We start from the raw sequence: 15,847 nt of genomic DNA, 5'->3' as shown, positions 1-15,847 counted from the left end.
TCAGTTTTTTATTTTGAGAAGCGTGCGTTTCAGTGCCTTGCCACGCCACATCGCAGGAGCTCGCGTGCCTCTTCCCCTACCTTGACAAGTCGGGGGAGTATCTATACTCTCGCGGGCTCACGCTCGAGAACGTCTTGGCGTCTGAGGCTATTATAGAGAGGGCTATACAAATAGTCGAGAACTCTCTCCGCAAGGGTAAACCCGCTCCGTGCTCCTCGAACCAAGAACTTGAGGCGGCCGCGGCTAGACTGGCGGTCTACATCGTCGCAACCTCAACAAACTCGTACGTGTTGAGGAGATTCGCGGACTCCCAAAGCAAGATATTCACTTTCAGAATCAGGAACACGCCGGGCATTCAGTCGTTTGAATGTAAAGCAGAAATAGCCGCCGATCTGGGCGTGGAGACTGCTCTCACACATGACATAATCAAGGGCTCCGTACTCGCCGTAACCCACCCCCTGGCGATTAAATGGATCCACTACCTAAGATACGCGCCGCAAGATCCCGATTGGTCTATGATAAATAGGCCCGTGGTGAGAGGCTGGGTCCTTCTACGTATAGACGACTTCGAGAGGATCTTGGAAGAGGCATACGAGTCAAAGATACTGAGGCTCGCCTCCAGAGAGGACGTCGGGTATATAGCGGGCGTCCTAGGCAAGGTGGATAAAATCTCTGCCCTCCTAGAAAAGCTGAGATCTTATAGGCCCATCACCGTCAAAGCCGCGCCCACGGGCGAGGCGCCGCCTTGTATGGCCGCCATCCTTGAGGCGTTGAGGCGCGGCGAGAACCTCCCGCACGTGGCTCGTTTTGCGATAACCACCTATCTGCTGAAGCGGGGGTGGGACGTCGACCGCATAGTCGACCTCTTCAGGTCGGTCCCCGACTTCAACGAGAAGATCACGCGGTACCAGGTGCAACACATAGCGGGACAGGCCGGCGGCAGGAAGGAGTACTCGGTGCCTAGTTGCGAGACCATGAACTCCTGGGGCCTCTGCCCCACCAACTTGGGATGCGGAGTGAAGAACCCGGTACAATATGGCCGCAGAAGAGATAGCGCTGCTGTTGAGGAAAATAGGGCTTAAGGCTATACTGGATCTGGAGAAGGAGGATCCCCAGTATAAGTCAGTATGCCGTCTCTGCAGTAATAGGGGCGAGCTGGATACGGCGCGGCTCGTCATGATGAATGCCTTGATAAGCTATAGGCTCACAGGCAAAGGAGAGGAGCACTGGCATTATTTCGCAGATTTCTTCTCCAGGAGAAAAGGGAACAATATCTGCGAAGAATTCATACAATATATAAAGACAAGTCCCTATTTAGCAATAGGTAGAGATATTAGAATTAAGAGAATAAGAAAGGTATGTAACTACGACCCCGATATAATCGATCTCTCCAGGACGTGGAGAGACCTAGCTCGCCTGCTGGGATCTGACGGCGAGGCCAAGACGGTCGTATTTACGGTGAAGATGTTGAACTATGTCTATATGTGTTGCAGAGGCGTTGATAGGGCTCTGCCCAACGATATACCTATCCCCGTGGACTACAGAGTAGCTAGGCTAACTGCGTGCCTCGGCCTAATAAAGGCCGACCCGGAGGGGGCTTTGAGAAGACGGGAAGAGGTCCAGAGAATCTGGAGCGAGATAGCGGAGAGAAGCGGCGTGCCGCCGCTCCATATAGATACGTTGCTCTGGCTGGCTGGAAGGGTCGTGCTGTATGGGGACAGATCCTACGCCGTCCCGAAAGAATTCCTAGATTTTATAAAGAGATTTTGCAATAGATAACGATAATCTCTCTATTTCTTTAATAGTTCTTTTTGTTGATATCTCTTTCGTTAATACTATAACATCGCCTTGTTCTAGTTTTATATATCCTCCCTCGGCAAGCCTCTTAACTACGTCGCGCGCTACGTCCTCTCCCGCCCAGAACTCTAGTGCCCTGTAGGAGCGCAAGTACTTAGCCCTGGCCTTACCTCCTCTGAGCGCCAGTTCCTCCAATATATAAAGCGCTATTTCGGACAACAGCTTTTTTCTATCGACAACGCTCATAGCGGCCTGTCGAGAGATCTATCTCGATACATTCCTCGGACAACTCGCCCTGGAACAGCGGCACGTTTGCCAGAACCGACGCGGTTATCAACATCAAATCTACGGACTTCGCCACTATGGCTAGCGGCGCATTGCCTCTAGCTGCCGCATGCCAGAGCACGTAGGGCCCGACGGTGGAGCCTCTCACGTAGGGCACAGCGAGAATCTTGCCCGAGATCTTGACGCCCGAGATCTCGCCGCTTTCTGGGTTCAGATCGCCGAGGAACGATATGGGGCCGAGCCTCACTACCTCGGTCCGTACGACTCCAGCCCCTTTTACTATTGGCCTAAGCGTAGGCATAGTCAAGGCACTTGATGGTCTCGCAGGGTATCGTCTTCACCCCGTGAAGCCTCGGTATGTAGTAGACGGACTTCATGGAGTCTGTCGCCACGGCTCTAAATCTCCTCGTATAGGGGGATACGACGAGGCAGGAGCCTGCAAAGACGTATACGTTATACTCCCTCAGTTTATTCACTAGATCCTTCAGAGCGCCGTACACGCCAGGCGATGTCGATATGTAGACGGGCCTCTTTGCCCGACCTCTTTCAAATATTATCCTAGATATTTTAAGTAAAGTATCTATATCTAAATGAGGACAACCTAGATATATCACATCTGGATTATCCATATCTTTAAGATATTTTGATAAATCCTCTTCGGCTATGGCTATCTTATCTCTGAAGTCGGCCTCAGCCAAATACAGCCTCCAGTTCGGCGTGATGCCCTCCAGCACTGCGAAGATTATGGAGGAGTAGGTGGAGAGAGCGGCGGCGAACTCGCGGCGGGCCTCCTCGCCGTTTAGCGCTAGGCCCGAGATGTACGGGATGCCCGAGCCCAGCGTCTCGCCTATGAAGGCTCCTATTAGGCCGGCCTTCAGGGGATCTGCCGCAACCTCCGCGCGCACTTCCGCCGTCGGGCGCCTGCCCTCTAAGGTATACATCTCGGTCTTAGGCACGAAGCCCGCTATAGCCGACAACAAGGCGAGCGGACCGGGGTTCTTGTCTGACCAAGCATCCCTGAACGTGTTGATGTACGTTATGGCGTTCGACTCAGCCCATGCGTGGACGGTGCCCGGCTTAACCCTCAAGAACTCGTAGGGCGCGCATGTGGAGATAGGCGAAATGCCCATCTTGAGGAAAGCGTCTAAAACCCTCCGCTGGCCCGTCACGAACTCGCGCGACACATCCAGCAACAAGTGCAGATCGATCCCGGGAGGATTCGACGTGGTGAAGACCTTGACTCTGGCCCCCGACGCGGCCAGCTCCTCTATGAACCTCACGCCGTACTCGCCCAAGGTGAGATAGGATACGCCCGACACGTGCGCCGTCTCAATCTCGACGACCTCGCCTCTTGAGACCGCATCCGCTATCTTGCGGACAGCCTCCGCGGCCTCTATCATGGTATCCTCGCCTTCTCGAACATACGCGGATCTTTGTCCAGCGGCCGCGTGGCGTCGACGCCTACCTTGTAGGTCAAGCCCTCCTCGTTGAGGGCCATCGGATCGAGCGTGGAGCCGCGCGCATAGGGTATCACGAACAGTCCCCTATCTGCGCGGAAGCGCGTGGCCAAGGCCCACTCCACGTCCCGCGGATCGTCCGGATCTATATCCTCGTCGACCACCACCACGTGTTTCAAGCTGGGGTGCGCCGCGAACGCCGCAAGGGCAGCGTTCTTGGCGTCGCCTTCCACGTTCTTTTTTATGGAGATCACCGCGTGCATCCAGCCGAAGCCGCCTCGTGTGAGCCTTACCTTAACAACCTTGGGGACCACCGAGGATACAGCACGCCATATCTTGGCCTCTCTCTCGAAGCCCATTAACAGCTGGTGCTCCAGGCCAGCCGGCAATAGATAGTTAACTATAGGCGAGCTTTTGAGAACATATATACGCTCTATCTTTATCACGGGCTGTTTTCTGACTACGTCATAAGTGCCCACGACATCCACATAGGGCCCCTCATCGGCTAGTTGGCCCGTTATATAGCCCTCCATGATCACCGTCGCCAGATATGGGGCATATGTCCCGTTGTCCAATTCGACGACCTTTAAGCCGTTCATAAGGCGGGCGGCCACGGCGAGCTCGAAGACGCCGTAGGGAGGCGACGATGCTGCGGACAACAAAACCGCTGGGTGCGTCCCCCATACCACAGCCACAGGGGTGTCCTTCCCCATATCGCGCCATTTGTGGTATATGGTGTATAGGTGTCGCGGGACCAGCCTAACGACGGCTCTATCGTCGCCTATAGGAGTGAATCTATGTATAGAGGCGTTGTAGGCCCCATCTGGCGCTCTAGCTATGATAACCGCAGAGGTGATATACGGGGCTGCTTCTTTTTCGTAGTACTTTACCAGAGGAAGCTTGCGCAACGAGTCGATAGTCCTGTATTCGTCGACCCAAGCGCCGACCACGTCGAGCTTGCCAGGAGCGTCCTCGGCGGAGAGGAGGGCCTTGTACGCCTCCTCGTCGTCGCGGGCGCCTAGGATCTTCAAAAGTTTAGATCTCCTATCAACCAAGTTGCCGACGCCATCCATGCCGGGCCCCACCTCCCTGAAATACGGCGTTGCCGAGCCCTCCGTCTCCTTAAGTATCCGCGCTATCCGGAACCCTTCATACGGCGGGTCGTACGTCCGAAGATCCTCCAGCCCCTCCACGTAGCTAGAAAGCGACACGTGCCCTATTCGTCCTCTATTAAAAACCGTCGTCCGATAACCTTTAAAAAACATGTCTAGGGGGTTTGCCATGTCGGAGGGAGAAGAGTGGAATTTCCCTGAGGACTGGGAGTATGCGGGCGGCGTACCTGAGCGCACCTTGAAGGTCAAGGCAAAATGTCCCAAATGCGGGCACGTATTCGAGGTAGAGATAGGGGAGAGCTGGTACAACATGGGCTTCAGCATAGCGTGTCCCAAATGCGGATACCAATTCCCAATAAATATGTACGGCCAGATTGTGGGCGAGGTGAAGCCGCAGAAGCAGAAGAAATAATACAGGGATACTTTTCAAATATCTCGATTGCTTAAAGGGTCCAATTTAGAGGATCTCCCTCAAATCTGTATGGAACCTATAAAAAAGATAGAAGAGGGGTTGAAAGAGCTCTACGCGGCTAACGTAGGCAAGATAGAGCGCGAGCCCGATATCGATATATACGAGCAAGGCGAGAACCTACTGATAATGATAGACTTACCCGGCTTCCGGAAAGACTCGATAAAGGTCAAGCTATTCGAACACGCCGTTGAGATAACGGCCTTGCCCAACTCCGACATACCTGGCCGCGCCGTCGTTAGAGAGAGGGCAGCTAACTTCCCCGTACAGAGACGTATAGAGTTGCCGTTTAGGCTAAGGGTGGATAGCGCAAGAGCTATATATAAAGATGGCGTGCTCCAAATATCTGCGATAAAGGCTGGGGAGGTGGGGACCGCCGAGTTGAAGATAGACTAGAGCTTAGCCCACCTAAACCCTATCAACGCCACCTCGTTGCTCGGTTTTAACACCGTCGCCAAGGTAAACGTCTTTTTAACCGAGTGGGAAAGCCGGCCGCCTCTAGCTATATCGGTAGCGCTGATGCCGCGGTCGGGCTCTAGAAACACCACGACCATGGGCGCGTGGTCTATTCCAGGTCCCTTCTCGTAGACGGAGAATAGGGCTCCGAATTTTAAACCTGATTTAACTATATATCCTAGGTCTCTAAAATACTTATAAATTAAATAAATTTCATTAAAATTTTTCAAATTAATTTCGCCAATTTTTCTAAGTTCATCGATATCTATCCTCCTCTCATCGTCGTAGATCTCGAGCAAACCCCTCTCGGCGAGATATAGGGCCTCGTACAGCGATAGGACCAATGGCGACTCTATCTTATCCACTTCCTCCAGCTTCACCTTGTCCTTGAGCAAGAACTTTCCGTAGAACCCGCTCTTGTAGAGCCTACGTGCCTCCTCGACATCCTCTACGACAACGGCTAAGCCCCTCAGGCGACCTCTCATTTAGTCTTCCTCACGGTGACTATAGTGCCTTCGGCAATCCCGAGCGATCTCAGATCCTCGGGGTTTAGCCAAACCTCTTGCTGGGGGATCTTCTCATCCGCGAGCGCCTTAAACGTCCTTCTCCTCTCTCCCCCCACTATCTCGACCTCTTCGAGCTGTCCGTATTCCTCCGCAATAGACTTGTTGATCTTGACGCTACCTTTCTCGACCTCGTCGATAGCCTTCGCCCTCAGCCGCCTTTCCTCACGGGAGGTTTTCTTCTCCTCCTTCTGCGGCTTCAAGAACGGCGGAACTAGGACCTTACGGCCCCTCTCTATCTCGCCCATATAGTATGGATGGCCCAGCGCTTATTTAAGCGTTTTTGAAGACAACGCCGCCTAGACGCCTAGATATCTCATCGAAAGATCCCCCCGCCTTGATCCCAACGGCGAAGTCGACCACCTTGCCTATATCTATCCTGATCTGCCTCCGCGAGTCCCTATCTCTAATAGTCACAGTGTTGTCCTTCGGGGTCATCTCGTCTATAGTCACAGCGATAGGAGTCCCTATCTCGTCACATTCGGCATATCTGCTACCTATGGTGCCCTCGTCGTCGTACAACGCAGTTATCCCGGCGCGCCAGAGCCTCCTCGCCAGATCGACGCCTATCGCCACATAATCACGCCGTTTGACTATGGGCAGGATGCACGCGGTTATCGGCGCTATATCGGGCGGGAGCCTCAGATACTTCCTGTCATCCTCCACAACAGCCGCGCTCTCCAATACGACGTAGAGGATCCTGTCGAGCCCGAAGGAGGGCTCCACCACGTGTGGTATGAACTTCTCCACATCGGTGCGCCTCACCTCGCGTTTCAAGAAAACCATATCCCGCGTTATCTCGTAGCCCTCTACCTCGACCCTCTCGGCGCCGCTCGAAAACGATGCGGCGATCGTCTGCGAGTTTTTCTGTATTGCCTTAATCACTTCGCCGATCCTATCGCCGTATCTCTCCCTCAACGCATTCGGGTTCGGATATACTCTGACCTCCTCTATCTCTCTCGCCTCCTTCAACCTACGCTCCAGATACATCTCGTGGCCGCTGTATTTGCTGTGTCTAGACAGGTCGTAGTCTGTCCTATATGCGTGGCCTGAGACCTCTACCCAGCCGAACCTCTCGGTGAGGACCATCTGGTCGTAGGACTTCGCGCTGTAGTGCGCCCTCTCTTGCGGCAACTTCCCCAAGAACTTCTGCCTCTCGAGGGGCACGCCCAACTCTTTTAAGAACTTGGCAGAAAGAGCCATGAAGAAAGCCATCCACTCGTTGGCGTGGCCTCTGGCCACTATCTCCCTCGCCGTGAGGAATTGGGGCTCTGTGTTGCCTCTGGCCACCTCCTCCTCGGGGACTATGGGCACCTCCATGTCCTCGACCTCGGCGAAGTACGGGCAGTGGGGGTTCTGGGGATCGAAGAAAAGCTCTATCTCCATCTGCGAGAACTCCCTGAGCCTGATCAGGCCTTGTCTAGGCGAGATCTCGTTCCTCCCCACCCTGCCTATCTGCGCCACGCCGAAGGGGACCTTTCTGCCCATATAGTCGGCGAGTCGAGGAAACGCCACGAACATGCCTTGCGCGGTCTCCGGCCTGAGATAGCCGTACTCGTTTGCGTAGGGCCCTATGTTTGTCTTGAACAATAGGTTGAACCTCTCCGATTTGCCGAGAGGGCCTCCGCACGCGGGACACCTTATATCGTACCTAGCTATTATCTCGTCAAGTTGCTCCCCGGAGAGGCCCTCTAGACTTAGCCTTATCCCCTTCTGCGAGAGCACATCCTCTATCAAGTGATCCGTTCTGAACTTCCTGCCGCATTTCTGGCAGGTGACTACGTAGTCAGTAAAATGCTCAAGATGGCCGGACGCCTCGAAGACGGCTTCCGGCATTATCACAGGCGTCTCTATCTCTATCATAATGTCTTGGTACGGCAGTATGAAGGTCCTACGCCATTTCTCGACTATGTTGCGGCGGGTGAGAGTCCCCAAGGGGCCGTAGTCGTAGAAACCCCCCACGCCGCCGTAGATCTCAAACGAAGGCCAGTAGAATCCCCTTCTGACAGCTATGTCGGCGACCAACTCGCTCCTCTGCATAGCCCCTAGAAGAGCCTGCTAAATTAATTTAAGGCCCGACGGGCGTGGCGGCGTGATCCGGGCGTGTAGGAGCGATGCAGTCAAGATGGTCGGAGTGCCCATGGAGGATACGTTGAGCTTCAAGCCAGGCACGAGATTCGCGCCGGCTAAGATAAGGCAGATATTGCCCTACCTAGAGTACAACACGGTCTTCGGCAACGTCGAAAGTCCCTGCGATGTTGGCGATGTGGAGCTACTACGGGGAGCCCCCGCCGAGAACCTGGCGAATATAGAACGCGTTTTGAGGGATCTGGGACCGCCTTGGGTGATGATAGGCGGCGAGCACACAGCAACCCTGGCGGCTCTCAGAGCAGCCCGGCCGAAGACCTACGTGCACATAGACGCCCACATGGACACAAGGGACGAGTGGCCGCCTGGCCAGAAGCTATCACACGCGACCTTCGTGAGGCGCGCCGCCGAGGAGCTCGGCCTTTATGTAATATATATAGCTGTGAGGGCCTTCGACGACGAGGAGCTTAGATACGCCAAGTCCAACGGGTTCTACGTAGTCGACGGCAATAGGAGGATCTCCAGAAGCCAGATCCTAGACGCCTTGTCGACGTCGACGGGGCCCGTCTACGCGTCCCTCGACCTAGACGTCATGGATCCGTCGGAGTTCCCCGCCGTGGGGACGCCCGAGGCGGGAGGGCTCAGCTTCAGAGAGTTGGAGGGCATCTACGTAGACGTGTTGCTAGCCGCCAGGCCGTTGGCCGTGGACATAGTTGAGTACTCCCCCGTCAACGACCCCACAGATGTAGGCGCCACCAAGGTGGTCAGACTTATGTTGACCGCGACGAGGATACTCGACGCAGTCAGATCGCGGGGATCCGTTTAACCATCGGAGATCTCACCTTAAGTATTATCTTGTAATTGCAGTAAGGACAGCGTATGCCCGGCAGTATTTCCATCTCGCTCCTGGAGAAGGTACGGCCGCACCTCATACACATATAGATCTTCCGCTCGCCGGAGGCGCCGGCGGCCTCGCCGAGATTCACCTCCTCTGCGCCCTCCTCGCCCATGCCGACCAGGACAGCCCGCTATATAAACCTAACCTCCTCGTATAGATCCCTTATCCTCCTAACGCCGTCCACCTCGTCTATGAGGTCGGACACGCTACGCGGGACCAACTCGCGCCATTTCTGATCGCCCAAGGCTATCATCTCCCTTATATGCTTGCCGGAGAGGATCTCTCTATCGAAGAGGGGGTGCTCTCTGACGTCTACGCCGGCATACCGCAACGCGGCCCTCACATAGCCGTTGTTGGAGAAGGCCACCTCAAAGCGGGGGCACCAATGCCTCACGTAGGCCCCCCATAGGCTGGAGCCGCCGTTGGTGTCGGGCACCGCGCATAGGACAAACCTCTTGTCGAAGGTGCGCAGGAACATCTCGATCCTCTCGCCTACAGTGAACGGGTTGTCCCTAGTGATGCCCTTATCGGCAGAGCCTATGACTACTACAACGTCGTCGTACCGTTCCGAAAGCCACTCCAACACCTTGACGTGGCCCAAGTGAAGCGGCTGGAACCGCCCTATAAACGCCACCCTCACAAGGCCGTGTCGCCACGTGTTTTTAAACAAGTCAGGCAGTATGCCTCTTCGTCACCGGCTAAGCCGCGAGCTACCTCATCACCGACTATCGCCAAGAAGTCTATTTAAAAAAGGACGGCGGAGCGCCTCGCCGGCTTCATTATCTACGGACGTTTTTAGGCACTATATAATCCTTGGGGGCCGTCGCTATGGGCTCTAGGTACTTTCTCAAGACCTTGGGTATCTCGACGGCCCCGTCCTCCCTCTGGTAGTTCTCCAAAATCGCCGTGATAGTCCTAGTAGTCGCTAGACCTGTACAGTTAAGCGTGTGGACATACTCGCGCTTCATGCCCCTCCTCGTAACCCTAATGCCCAAGCGATACGACTGCCAGTCCGTCACGTTGGAACAGCTGGCGAGCTCCCTATAGGTCCCCTGGGCCGGATACCATACCTCTACGTCGTATTTCTTAGCAGCCGGAGCGCCGAGATCGTGGGCGCATATGTTGACTACCCTATACGGCAGGCCGAGTCCTTGCATAAGCTCCTCTGTGTTCTTCGTTATTTCCTCGTGCCATGTCCAGGACTCCTCGGCCAGCGAGAAGACGAACTGCTCCACCTTATGGAATATGTGGACTCTGAAGATCCCCTTTATGTCCCTACTGCCGGCCCCGGCCTCTCTTCTGAAACAAGGCGACCATCCTACGTAGAGCTGGGGCAACTCCTCCTCGAGGAGGTCGCGCCCGTAGAGGTACGCCGCAATTCCGTGCTCCGCAGTGGCTATTAGGTACAGATCCTCGTTCTCTAGCTTATATATGGCGTCCTTGAAGGTGTCCAGATCTATCACGCGTCTGATTACGTCGTACTTCAACATGTAGGGGGGTACTATGGGCCTGAAGCCTTTCGAGGTCAAGTGCTCTAGGGCGTAGAGAGACAGCGCGAAGTCCAACCACACCAAGTCGTCTAGCATGTAGTAGAACCTACTGCCCGCCACTTCGCCCGCCTTCAACGTATCGACCATCTTGAGCACGTTCTCGGCCTCGTCGGCATGTCCCACCGGCGCCTTATCCACCACCACGTACTCAGGTCGGGGATCTAGACGCAAGACCTTCTCCAGATCTTCCCGAGCGACCTTTATAGTGCCCCAATACCTCACCGGGATCGAGTCGACGCCTTCAGGACATACGGGGACCGATTCGTGTATCAGATTGGGGAAGGAGAACAGAAGCCTCTCTCGCTCCATCTCAACAGCCTTTAGCTGATCCTCTAGGCCCTTAATCTTCTCGATGAGCTCCTTCGCCTTCTCGGCTATTGTCTTCCTGTCTTGGGGCGGGGCCTTAGAGGCCTCCCTCGACAACACGTTGTGCTGGTGTCTCAACTCGTCGATCTCCCTCTTCAGCTCCCTCCACTTGGAGTCAAGATCGAGAAATCTGTCCACTAACGTGACGTCCATACGCCGGGCGACTAACGTCTTCCTGACTACGTCAGGGCTGTTGCGCAACGCCTCCAGCACGCTCCAAGACATATGGAGCGTTTAGGCCCTCCTTATTATTCTAACGCGCCTTACGTCCTCCGAAGTATATTGACTAAGGCCAACGGCGTGGATAGCGGCTGTTTGCCGAGATCATAGGTGGCCATAGGTATGGCGAAGCTCTGGGGCCACAGCTCCAGATACGCTCTATCTTTGTAAAAGACTAGATGTATATACACCTCGCCGTCCCTTATCGAAGTCTTAAATATATAGCGACGGCCACCTCTGTACTTTATGACGTCGACCAAGCGGTAGAACTCTTGGGATTCCAGATACCTCACGAGCTCCATGTAGTCGTTCACCGTGTGGGAGTATCCGCGCAAAATAAAAAGCTAAACTATCTCAACCTCGTACTCCTCTTCGCGCCCCTCCCTCAACGCCAGAACGAACTTGTCGGCGATCCTCCTTATGTCGGGAACCACAGAGCCGAGATAGAGCAGGGAGGCCAGCCCCAACAATGCGAGGGACAGCGCCAGAGTGCCGTCGTAACGTAGCTGAGGGACAGATACGGGCTGGATATAGTTCTCCAGAGATAGCAACCTAGCATATGCTACCGATATGGAAAACAATAGCGATACGGACAGCGCGATGTAGATTATCCAACGTCCGTCATGTCTATTCTTAATATTATGGATTATATTTATAAATATATATGGAATTATTGATATTAATGTCATTGTATATATTCCAATTAATATAATTCTAACATCAAACAAACCATAGAACCAGAGATAAAACACAGAATATATGACTGAGCCCAACAGCACCATTAGGCCTATTCTCACCGCCTTGACTATTAGATCGAACATGTGGTACGCGGACCCGCGATTTTTGTCACCTACAGTTAGCTACACTCGCCAGTCTTGCAGTACGGATCCTTGCCCTCCTCCAAGGCCTTCAGCTTGACCTCGTTAGCCGCCTCGTCTATAGACGTCTCGAGCGATATAGGCCTCACCGTTATCTTCGTCTCCGCCAACTTCTTCTTTATCTCTTGCTTCAAGCCCGTGTATATCACCTGCACAGACTTCGACTTATCCCTATACACGGTTATGCCTTTGACCCCCAGCGCCCAGGCCAACGCAAAGGCCCAATACACGTCGTCGCTCGGCGCGTTGGCGGGCATGTTTATCGTCTTGGAGATGCCTTGGTCCACCCACTGCTGGGCGCTCGCCTGCATGAGGACGTGCCAGAGCCAGCCTATCTCCATGGCGGTCGCCAGCAAGTGTTTGACGTCCTCAGGCACGGGGGCGTCCCTCAACATGCCGGTCTCCTCCACCGCCTTCCTCACCGCAGGCGTCCAGAGGCCCCTCGCCTTGAGATACTCTATCCCCGGCTCGTAGTACTCCACCAACGTGCCCACCGTGACGTTGCGGAGAAAGGCCAACGCGAACACGGGCTCTATCCCGCTGGTCGTGCCCGCCAATATGCTGGTCCTGCCGGTCGGGGCTATGGAAAGCACCACGGAGTTCCTCACGCCGCCCTTGACCTTTTCCTTAAGCTTCTCTATATACGGCAGAAGCCACTGCCTTGTCCTCTCCGTGATCTCCCTAAGGCGATCGCCCGCATCCCTCAGCTCCGGCGGATAGACGTGTTTGACCCGCTCCCACCGCGACCAGACGAAGTCTTGGAACTTCAGAGCGGGCAGCTCGCCTCTGGCATATATCGACTTCTCGAAATACTTAAACGGCCCTTTCTCCCTCGCGAGGTCGGCCGAGGCGTCCAGCGCATTGACGTATATCCAGCCCATGATGCGGTTTATCAACTCCACGGCTTCCCAAGACGCGTAGGGTATCCCGAGCTTTATGAGGAGCTCCGCGAAGCCCATGATGCCCAGCCCGTTCTTCCTGGTGGCCGAGTTCATCTCGTCCACTATCTCTATACCTGTGCGGCTTCTGTCTATGGCACTGTCGAGGAAGCGCGTCCCCAACCTCGCGGCTTGGGCCAAGCCCTCCCAATCTATACACGCCAGCTTCTCCTCGAATGAACTACCGGCACAATTATCCTTTATGAACTTTACAAGATTTATGTGAGTTAGATTACATACCTCGAATGGATTTTGAACAGTCTCTGCACATGGATTAACGGATCTCCATATATATGTAAAGCGATATCCGGCGACCTCTATCTCTTCGCCCAAGAGCGGGTTAGAGGCGTTTAGATTGGCCTTAAATATAAGGCCCGGATCGCCGGAATCCCAAGCGCTGTTCGATATCTCGCGGAAGAGCTGGCTGGCGTCTACCTCGCCCCATATGGCGTCTCTGGGCACCTCGGCCTCCTTGTATACGTCCACGTGCTCCACAGCCTTCTGCCCCGTCTTGTCGTAGAAGACGCGGGGGTTTATCAACGGGTATTTCGGGTTCTGATCTACGCCGAGCGCCTTCTCCATGAATGTGTCGTCCACGAAGACCGATATGTTGAAGTTCTGCAGATGTGCGTCCTTCAACTCGCCTGTCTTGGCCTTGATGAACTTGCGGATATCCGGGTGCCAGACGTGGAGAGTGCCCATCTGCGCCCCGCGGCGCTTGCCGCCTTGCTTTATGACGTCTACGTTGGCGTCGAAGAGCTTCATGAAGCTGATGGGGCCCGACGCAACCCCTACACTCCCCCTCACCACGTCGCCCTCGGGGCGGAGTAGGGAGAAGTCGTAGCCGACGCCGCCGCCCAACTGCTGTATTATGCCCGAGTATGCCAAGGCGTCGTATATGCAGTACCTCCCCGGATGGGTGAGGGAGGAGAGGCAGTCCTCCACCTCCAGAGTGAAGCAGGAGGCGAACATCTCCTTCTTGGTCCACGCGTTGAACCAGAAAGGCGAGGCCGGGACTATCCTCAGCGATGTTATGGCGTCGTAGTACAGCCTGGCCGCCTCGGGGCTCCCGGCGACCGCCGTGGCTACTCTCGCCGCCGCGGCGGCCGGCGTCTCCGCTATCTTGAAGTCGGGGCCGCGCAGGGCGTAGTTGCCATTAGTGAACAGCCTCAATGCGTTGTAGCTCAGAGAGCGGTCGAACTCGGGCTTCAGCTCGACCCAACGTAGTGCCGAGAGAGCCTCTTGTTTGAGAAGGCCGGCGCTGACCAGCCTCTCCACTGAGGCGAAGACCCTCTCGCCGTACTTGGACTTATCTCTCAGAAAGTCCTTGCCCAAGGCCTCCTTATATATTCTGCCCAGCAGGTGCGACTTGGCCGCCTCGGCTAGCTCCGGCTTGTCTATGGCCTTGCGGAGCAACTCGAGCTCGACTAAGTCTGACAGCTCAGCGCTGGTTATATCGGAAGTCGGCCTTATCTTCACCTCTCCGTCCACGCTTACGCCAACGTCGGCGGCTGCCCTAACAAGAGATATGCGTAGCTTCTCCTCTGAGAAGTCCTCCTTGGCGCCAGACGCCTTGATGACCTTAACAGCCATATCATCCCCCAATTTCCATATATAGTCTCTTATATTTAAGATAATCGGAGTAGAGTTGAATGAAACTTTTGCCCACCCCATATTTCAGGAATCAGCATTCGTTCCCTTCCTCATCGATCGGCAAAGACCATCCTCATCACAACTAAATAGGGACCTCGTTATTTACGTGGATATCTACTACGGCTTGCTGGATATAGTCGTGAGCAACGGGCCGAGGCGCGTGTCGATAATCCCGCCGCCCCCCAGCGAGGCCGAGCGGTGGCTGGGCTTGGGCTTGGCCATAGCCAGATGGGGGTACACCGTCCAGATAATGAACCTTCCCACCTGTAGAGAGTCCACCTTGGAGAAGGCCTTGTCAGATGTCAAGGGAGTGCCGATCTATCTCAGATACTCCCACGCCCTGGCCTACGTAGGCAGGGGGGCCTTGCTCGATCCCGAAGAGCCGGGGCCCGATAAGTTTAGGCGCGAGGCCGAGGCCAACTCTAGATATCTCTTGGATTGGAGGAGGTGTCTCGGGCTTAGGCGGAAGGAGGGCGATGTGGAGATCCTCGGCGCGTTGCCCGACGCGTTGGAGAGGCTAAAGATCTGGCTCGCAGAAAGGCTTGGCTGAGGGCATCTCGTACACCGCGCCTCTAGCCCTCCTAATCCCGTAAATCTTCCACGAGCCTGGGTTCAGTATACGTTCGTCCACATTCAGATACGGCACGTGGCTGTGGCCGTAGATAAGCCAGACGTCCTTGGGAAGCCCGAGCTTCCTCTTGGCCCACCTGCCGACGGTCCCAGGCCTTATGCGGTCAATTATATAGGCTATAATCCCGTCGCCTACAGCTATATCGCCATGGGTTATGACCATTCGCTCGCCTCCGTAGTTAAGGCTTATGGGGCAGTTGCAGGCAAACACCTCAACTCCGTCTATCATATCGGCGTAGTGGCCGACGATGGGGTCATGCGAGGACGAGCTCAGGGAGGCCACCAACATCTTGGGCCTCACCGACAAGACCGCGAGCAGCCGCCTAAACAGCTTGGTCGCCTCATCTCTGCCGACGCGGCGGTGTTCGTCCTCGAAGAGGTCCCCCGCGATGGCCAACACATCTACCTGGACGCCCGATAGGCACCTCCTGAGCTCCCCTATCAGCGAGCTCCGCGATCCTATGTGTATGTCCGACAGCACGAGCATG

Annotated in this window: 20 protein-coding genes; 6 read left to right on the top strand and 14 right to left on the bottom strand. The window is 55.1% G+C overall.

Annotated features, from left to right (window positions below):
* The first annotated feature begins 32 nt into the window (after nucleotides 1-32).
* Both TUZN_RS09495 and TUZN_RS09490 read left to right on the top strand, forming a co-directional pair.
* Nucleotides 33-1,082 (top strand): DNA primase large subunit PriL, encoded by a 1,050-nt coding sequence (locus TUZN_RS09495; RefSeq protein WP_013680746.1) that lies wholly within the window; start codon nucleotides 33-35, stop codon nucleotides 1,080-1,082.
* The gene (locus tag TUZN_RS09490) at nucleotides 1,036-1,779 is read left to right on the top strand and encodes an N-glycosylase/DNA lyase (RefSeq protein ID WP_052886231.1); all 744 of its coding nucleotides are present in this window, start codon (nucleotides 1,036-1,038) and stop codon (nucleotides 1,777-1,779) included. Before TUZN_RS09495 ends, TUZN_RS09490 begins: the two co-directional genes overlap by 47 nt.
* Here TUZN_RS09490 and TUZN_RS11100 read toward each other — a convergent pair.
* From TUZN_RS11100 to TUZN_RS09475, 4 genes are read right to left on the bottom strand one after another with little or no spacing between them, the layout of a single operon-like run.
* Entirely contained in the window at nucleotides 1,747-2,043 is a 297-nt protein-coding gene (locus TUZN_RS11100) for a hypothetical protein (protein ID WP_013680744.1), read from the bottom strand. The genes TUZN_RS09490 and TUZN_RS11100 overlap by 33 nt on opposite strands.
* Nucleotides 2,027-2,383, bottom strand: a complete 357-nt coding sequence (locus TUZN_RS09485; protein ID WP_052886230.1) for an aconitase X swivel domain-containing protein — start codon at nucleotides 2,381-2,383, stop codon at nucleotides 2,027-2,029. Before TUZN_RS09485 ends, TUZN_RS11100 begins: the two co-directional genes overlap by 17 nt.
* Nucleotides 2,370-3,482: an aconitase X gene (locus tag TUZN_RS09480; protein ID WP_013680742.1), complete on the bottom strand. Its 1,113-nt coding sequence runs from the start codon at nucleotides 3,480-3,482 to the stop codon at nucleotides 2,370-2,372. The genes TUZN_RS09485 and TUZN_RS09480 overlap by 14 nt, the downstream gene beginning before the upstream one ends.
* Nucleotides 3,479-4,750 (bottom strand): UbiD family decarboxylase, encoded by a 1,272-nt coding sequence (locus TUZN_RS09475; RefSeq protein ID WP_052886229.1) that lies wholly within the window; start codon nucleotides 4,748-4,750, stop codon nucleotides 3,479-3,481. The genes TUZN_RS09480 and TUZN_RS09475 overlap by 4 nt, the downstream gene beginning before the upstream one ends.
* Before the next feature lie 70 nt (nucleotides 4,751-4,820).
* Here TUZN_RS09475 and TUZN_RS09470 point away from each other — a divergent pair, with 70 nt between their 5' ends.
* Together TUZN_RS09470 and TUZN_RS09465 are read left to right on the top strand one after the other, a co-directional pair.
* Entirely contained in the window at nucleotides 4,821-5,063 is a 243-nt protein-coding gene (locus TUZN_RS09470) for a CpXC domain-containing protein (protein WP_052886228.1), read from the top strand.
* Nucleotides 5,064-5,132: 69 nt separating this feature from the next.
* Nucleotides 5,133-5,516, top strand: coding sequence for an Hsp20/alpha crystallin family protein (locus tag TUZN_RS09465; RefSeq protein WP_013680739.1), 384 nt, complete (start codon nucleotides 5,133-5,135; stop codon nucleotides 5,514-5,516).
* Here the strand turns inward: TUZN_RS09465 and endA are convergent.
* The 3 genes from endA to glyS are packed head-to-tail and all read right to left on the bottom strand — an operon-like array spanning nucleotide 5,513 to nucleotide 8,179.
* Nucleotides 5,513-6,061, bottom strand: a complete 549-nt coding sequence (gene endA, locus TUZN_RS09460) for a tRNA-intron lyase (RefSeq protein ID WP_013680738.1) — start codon at nucleotides 6,059-6,061, stop codon at nucleotides 5,513-5,515. The two genes, TUZN_RS09465 and endA, sit on opposite strands and share 4 nt — an antisense overlap.
* On the bottom strand, nucleotides 6,058-6,387 hold the full coding sequence (locus TUZN_RS09455) for a hypothetical protein (RefSeq protein WP_013680737.1): 330 nt from the start codon (nucleotides 6,385-6,387) through the stop codon (nucleotides 6,058-6,060). Before TUZN_RS09455 ends, endA begins: the two co-directional genes overlap by 4 nt.
* Before the next feature lie 25 nt (nucleotides 6,388-6,412).
* The gene (gene glyS / locus TUZN_RS09450; protein WP_013680736.1) at nucleotides 6,413-8,179 is read right to left on the bottom strand and encodes a glycine--tRNA ligase; all 1,767 of its coding nucleotides are present in this window, start codon (nucleotides 8,177-8,179) and stop codon (nucleotides 6,413-6,415) included.
* Nucleotides 8,180-8,264: 85 nt separating this feature from the next.
* Between glyS and TUZN_RS09445 the strand changes: the two genes are divergently transcribed.
* Entirely contained in the window at nucleotides 8,265-9,053 is a 789-nt protein-coding gene (locus tag TUZN_RS09445; RefSeq protein ID WP_013680735.1) for an arginase family protein, read from the top strand.
* Here the strand turns inward: TUZN_RS09445 and TUZN_RS09440 are convergent.
* The 6 genes from TUZN_RS09440 to TUZN_RS09415 all read right to left on the bottom strand — a co-directional run bounded on the left by TUZN_RS09440 (nucleotide 9,031) and on the right by TUZN_RS09415 (nucleotide 14,669).
* A complete protein-coding gene (locus TUZN_RS09440; RefSeq protein ID WP_052886343.1) occupies nucleotides 9,031-9,165 on the bottom strand; it encodes a DNA-directed RNA polymerase subunit P in 135 nt (44 codons plus the stop codon). The two genes, TUZN_RS09445 and TUZN_RS09440, sit on opposite strands and share 23 nt — an antisense overlap.
* Nucleotides 9,166-9,255: 90 nt before the next feature.
* Nucleotides 9,256-9,765 carry a nicotinamide-nucleotide adenylyltransferase gene (locus TUZN_RS09435; RefSeq protein WP_013680733.1) on the bottom strand — a complete coding sequence of 170 codons (510 nt, stop codon included), beginning with the start codon at nucleotides 9,763-9,765 and terminating at the stop codon, nucleotides 9,256-9,258.
* A gap of 139 nt (nucleotides 9,766-9,904) precedes the next feature.
* On the bottom strand, nucleotides 9,905-11,266 hold the full coding sequence (gene serS / locus TUZN_RS09430; protein WP_013680732.1) for a serine--tRNA ligase: 1,362 nt from the start codon (nucleotides 11,264-11,266) through the stop codon (nucleotides 9,905-9,907).
* A 38-nt stretch (nucleotides 11,267-11,304) separates the two neighbouring features.
* Nucleotides 11,305-11,574, bottom strand: coding sequence for a hypothetical protein (locus TUZN_RS09425; RefSeq protein ID WP_013680731.1), 270 nt, complete (start codon nucleotides 11,572-11,574; stop codon nucleotides 11,305-11,307).
* A gap of 30 nt (nucleotides 11,575-11,604) precedes the next feature.
* Nucleotides 11,605-11,841, bottom strand: coding sequence for a hypothetical protein (locus TUZN_RS11500; RefSeq protein WP_237698222.1), 237 nt, complete (start codon nucleotides 11,839-11,841; stop codon nucleotides 11,605-11,607).
* A 275-nt stretch (nucleotides 11,842-12,116) separates the two neighbouring features.
* Nucleotides 12,117-14,669, bottom strand: coding sequence for an adenosylcobalamin-dependent ribonucleoside-diphosphate reductase (locus TUZN_RS09415; protein ID WP_148678644.1), 2,553 nt, complete (start codon nucleotides 14,667-14,669; stop codon nucleotides 12,117-12,119).
* A 166-nt stretch (nucleotides 14,670-14,835) separates the two neighbouring features.
* Here TUZN_RS09415 and TUZN_RS09410 point away from each other — a divergent pair, with 166 nt between their 5' ends.
* The gene (locus tag TUZN_RS09410; protein ID WP_013680728.1) at nucleotides 14,836-15,279 is read left to right on the top strand and encodes a hypothetical protein; all 444 of its coding nucleotides are present in this window, start codon (nucleotides 14,836-14,838) and stop codon (nucleotides 15,277-15,279) included.
* Here TUZN_RS09410 and TUZN_RS09405 read toward each other — a convergent pair.
* Entirely contained in the window at nucleotides 15,247-15,846 is a 600-nt protein-coding gene (locus TUZN_RS09405; protein WP_013680727.1) for a metallophosphoesterase family protein, read from the bottom strand. The two genes, TUZN_RS09410 and TUZN_RS09405, sit on opposite strands and share 33 nt — an antisense overlap.
* Nucleotide 15,847 lies beyond the last annotated feature (1 nt).

The organism is Thermoproteus uzoniensis 768-20 (assembly GCF_000193375.1).
GTDB classification, from domain to species: domain Archaea; phylum Thermoproteota; class Thermoprotei; order Thermoproteales; family Thermoproteaceae; genus Thermoproteus; species Thermoproteus uzoniensis_A.
The sequence above is the reverse complement of the archived record's forward strand: the minus strand, read 5'-3'. Positions and strand labels throughout refer to the sequence as shown.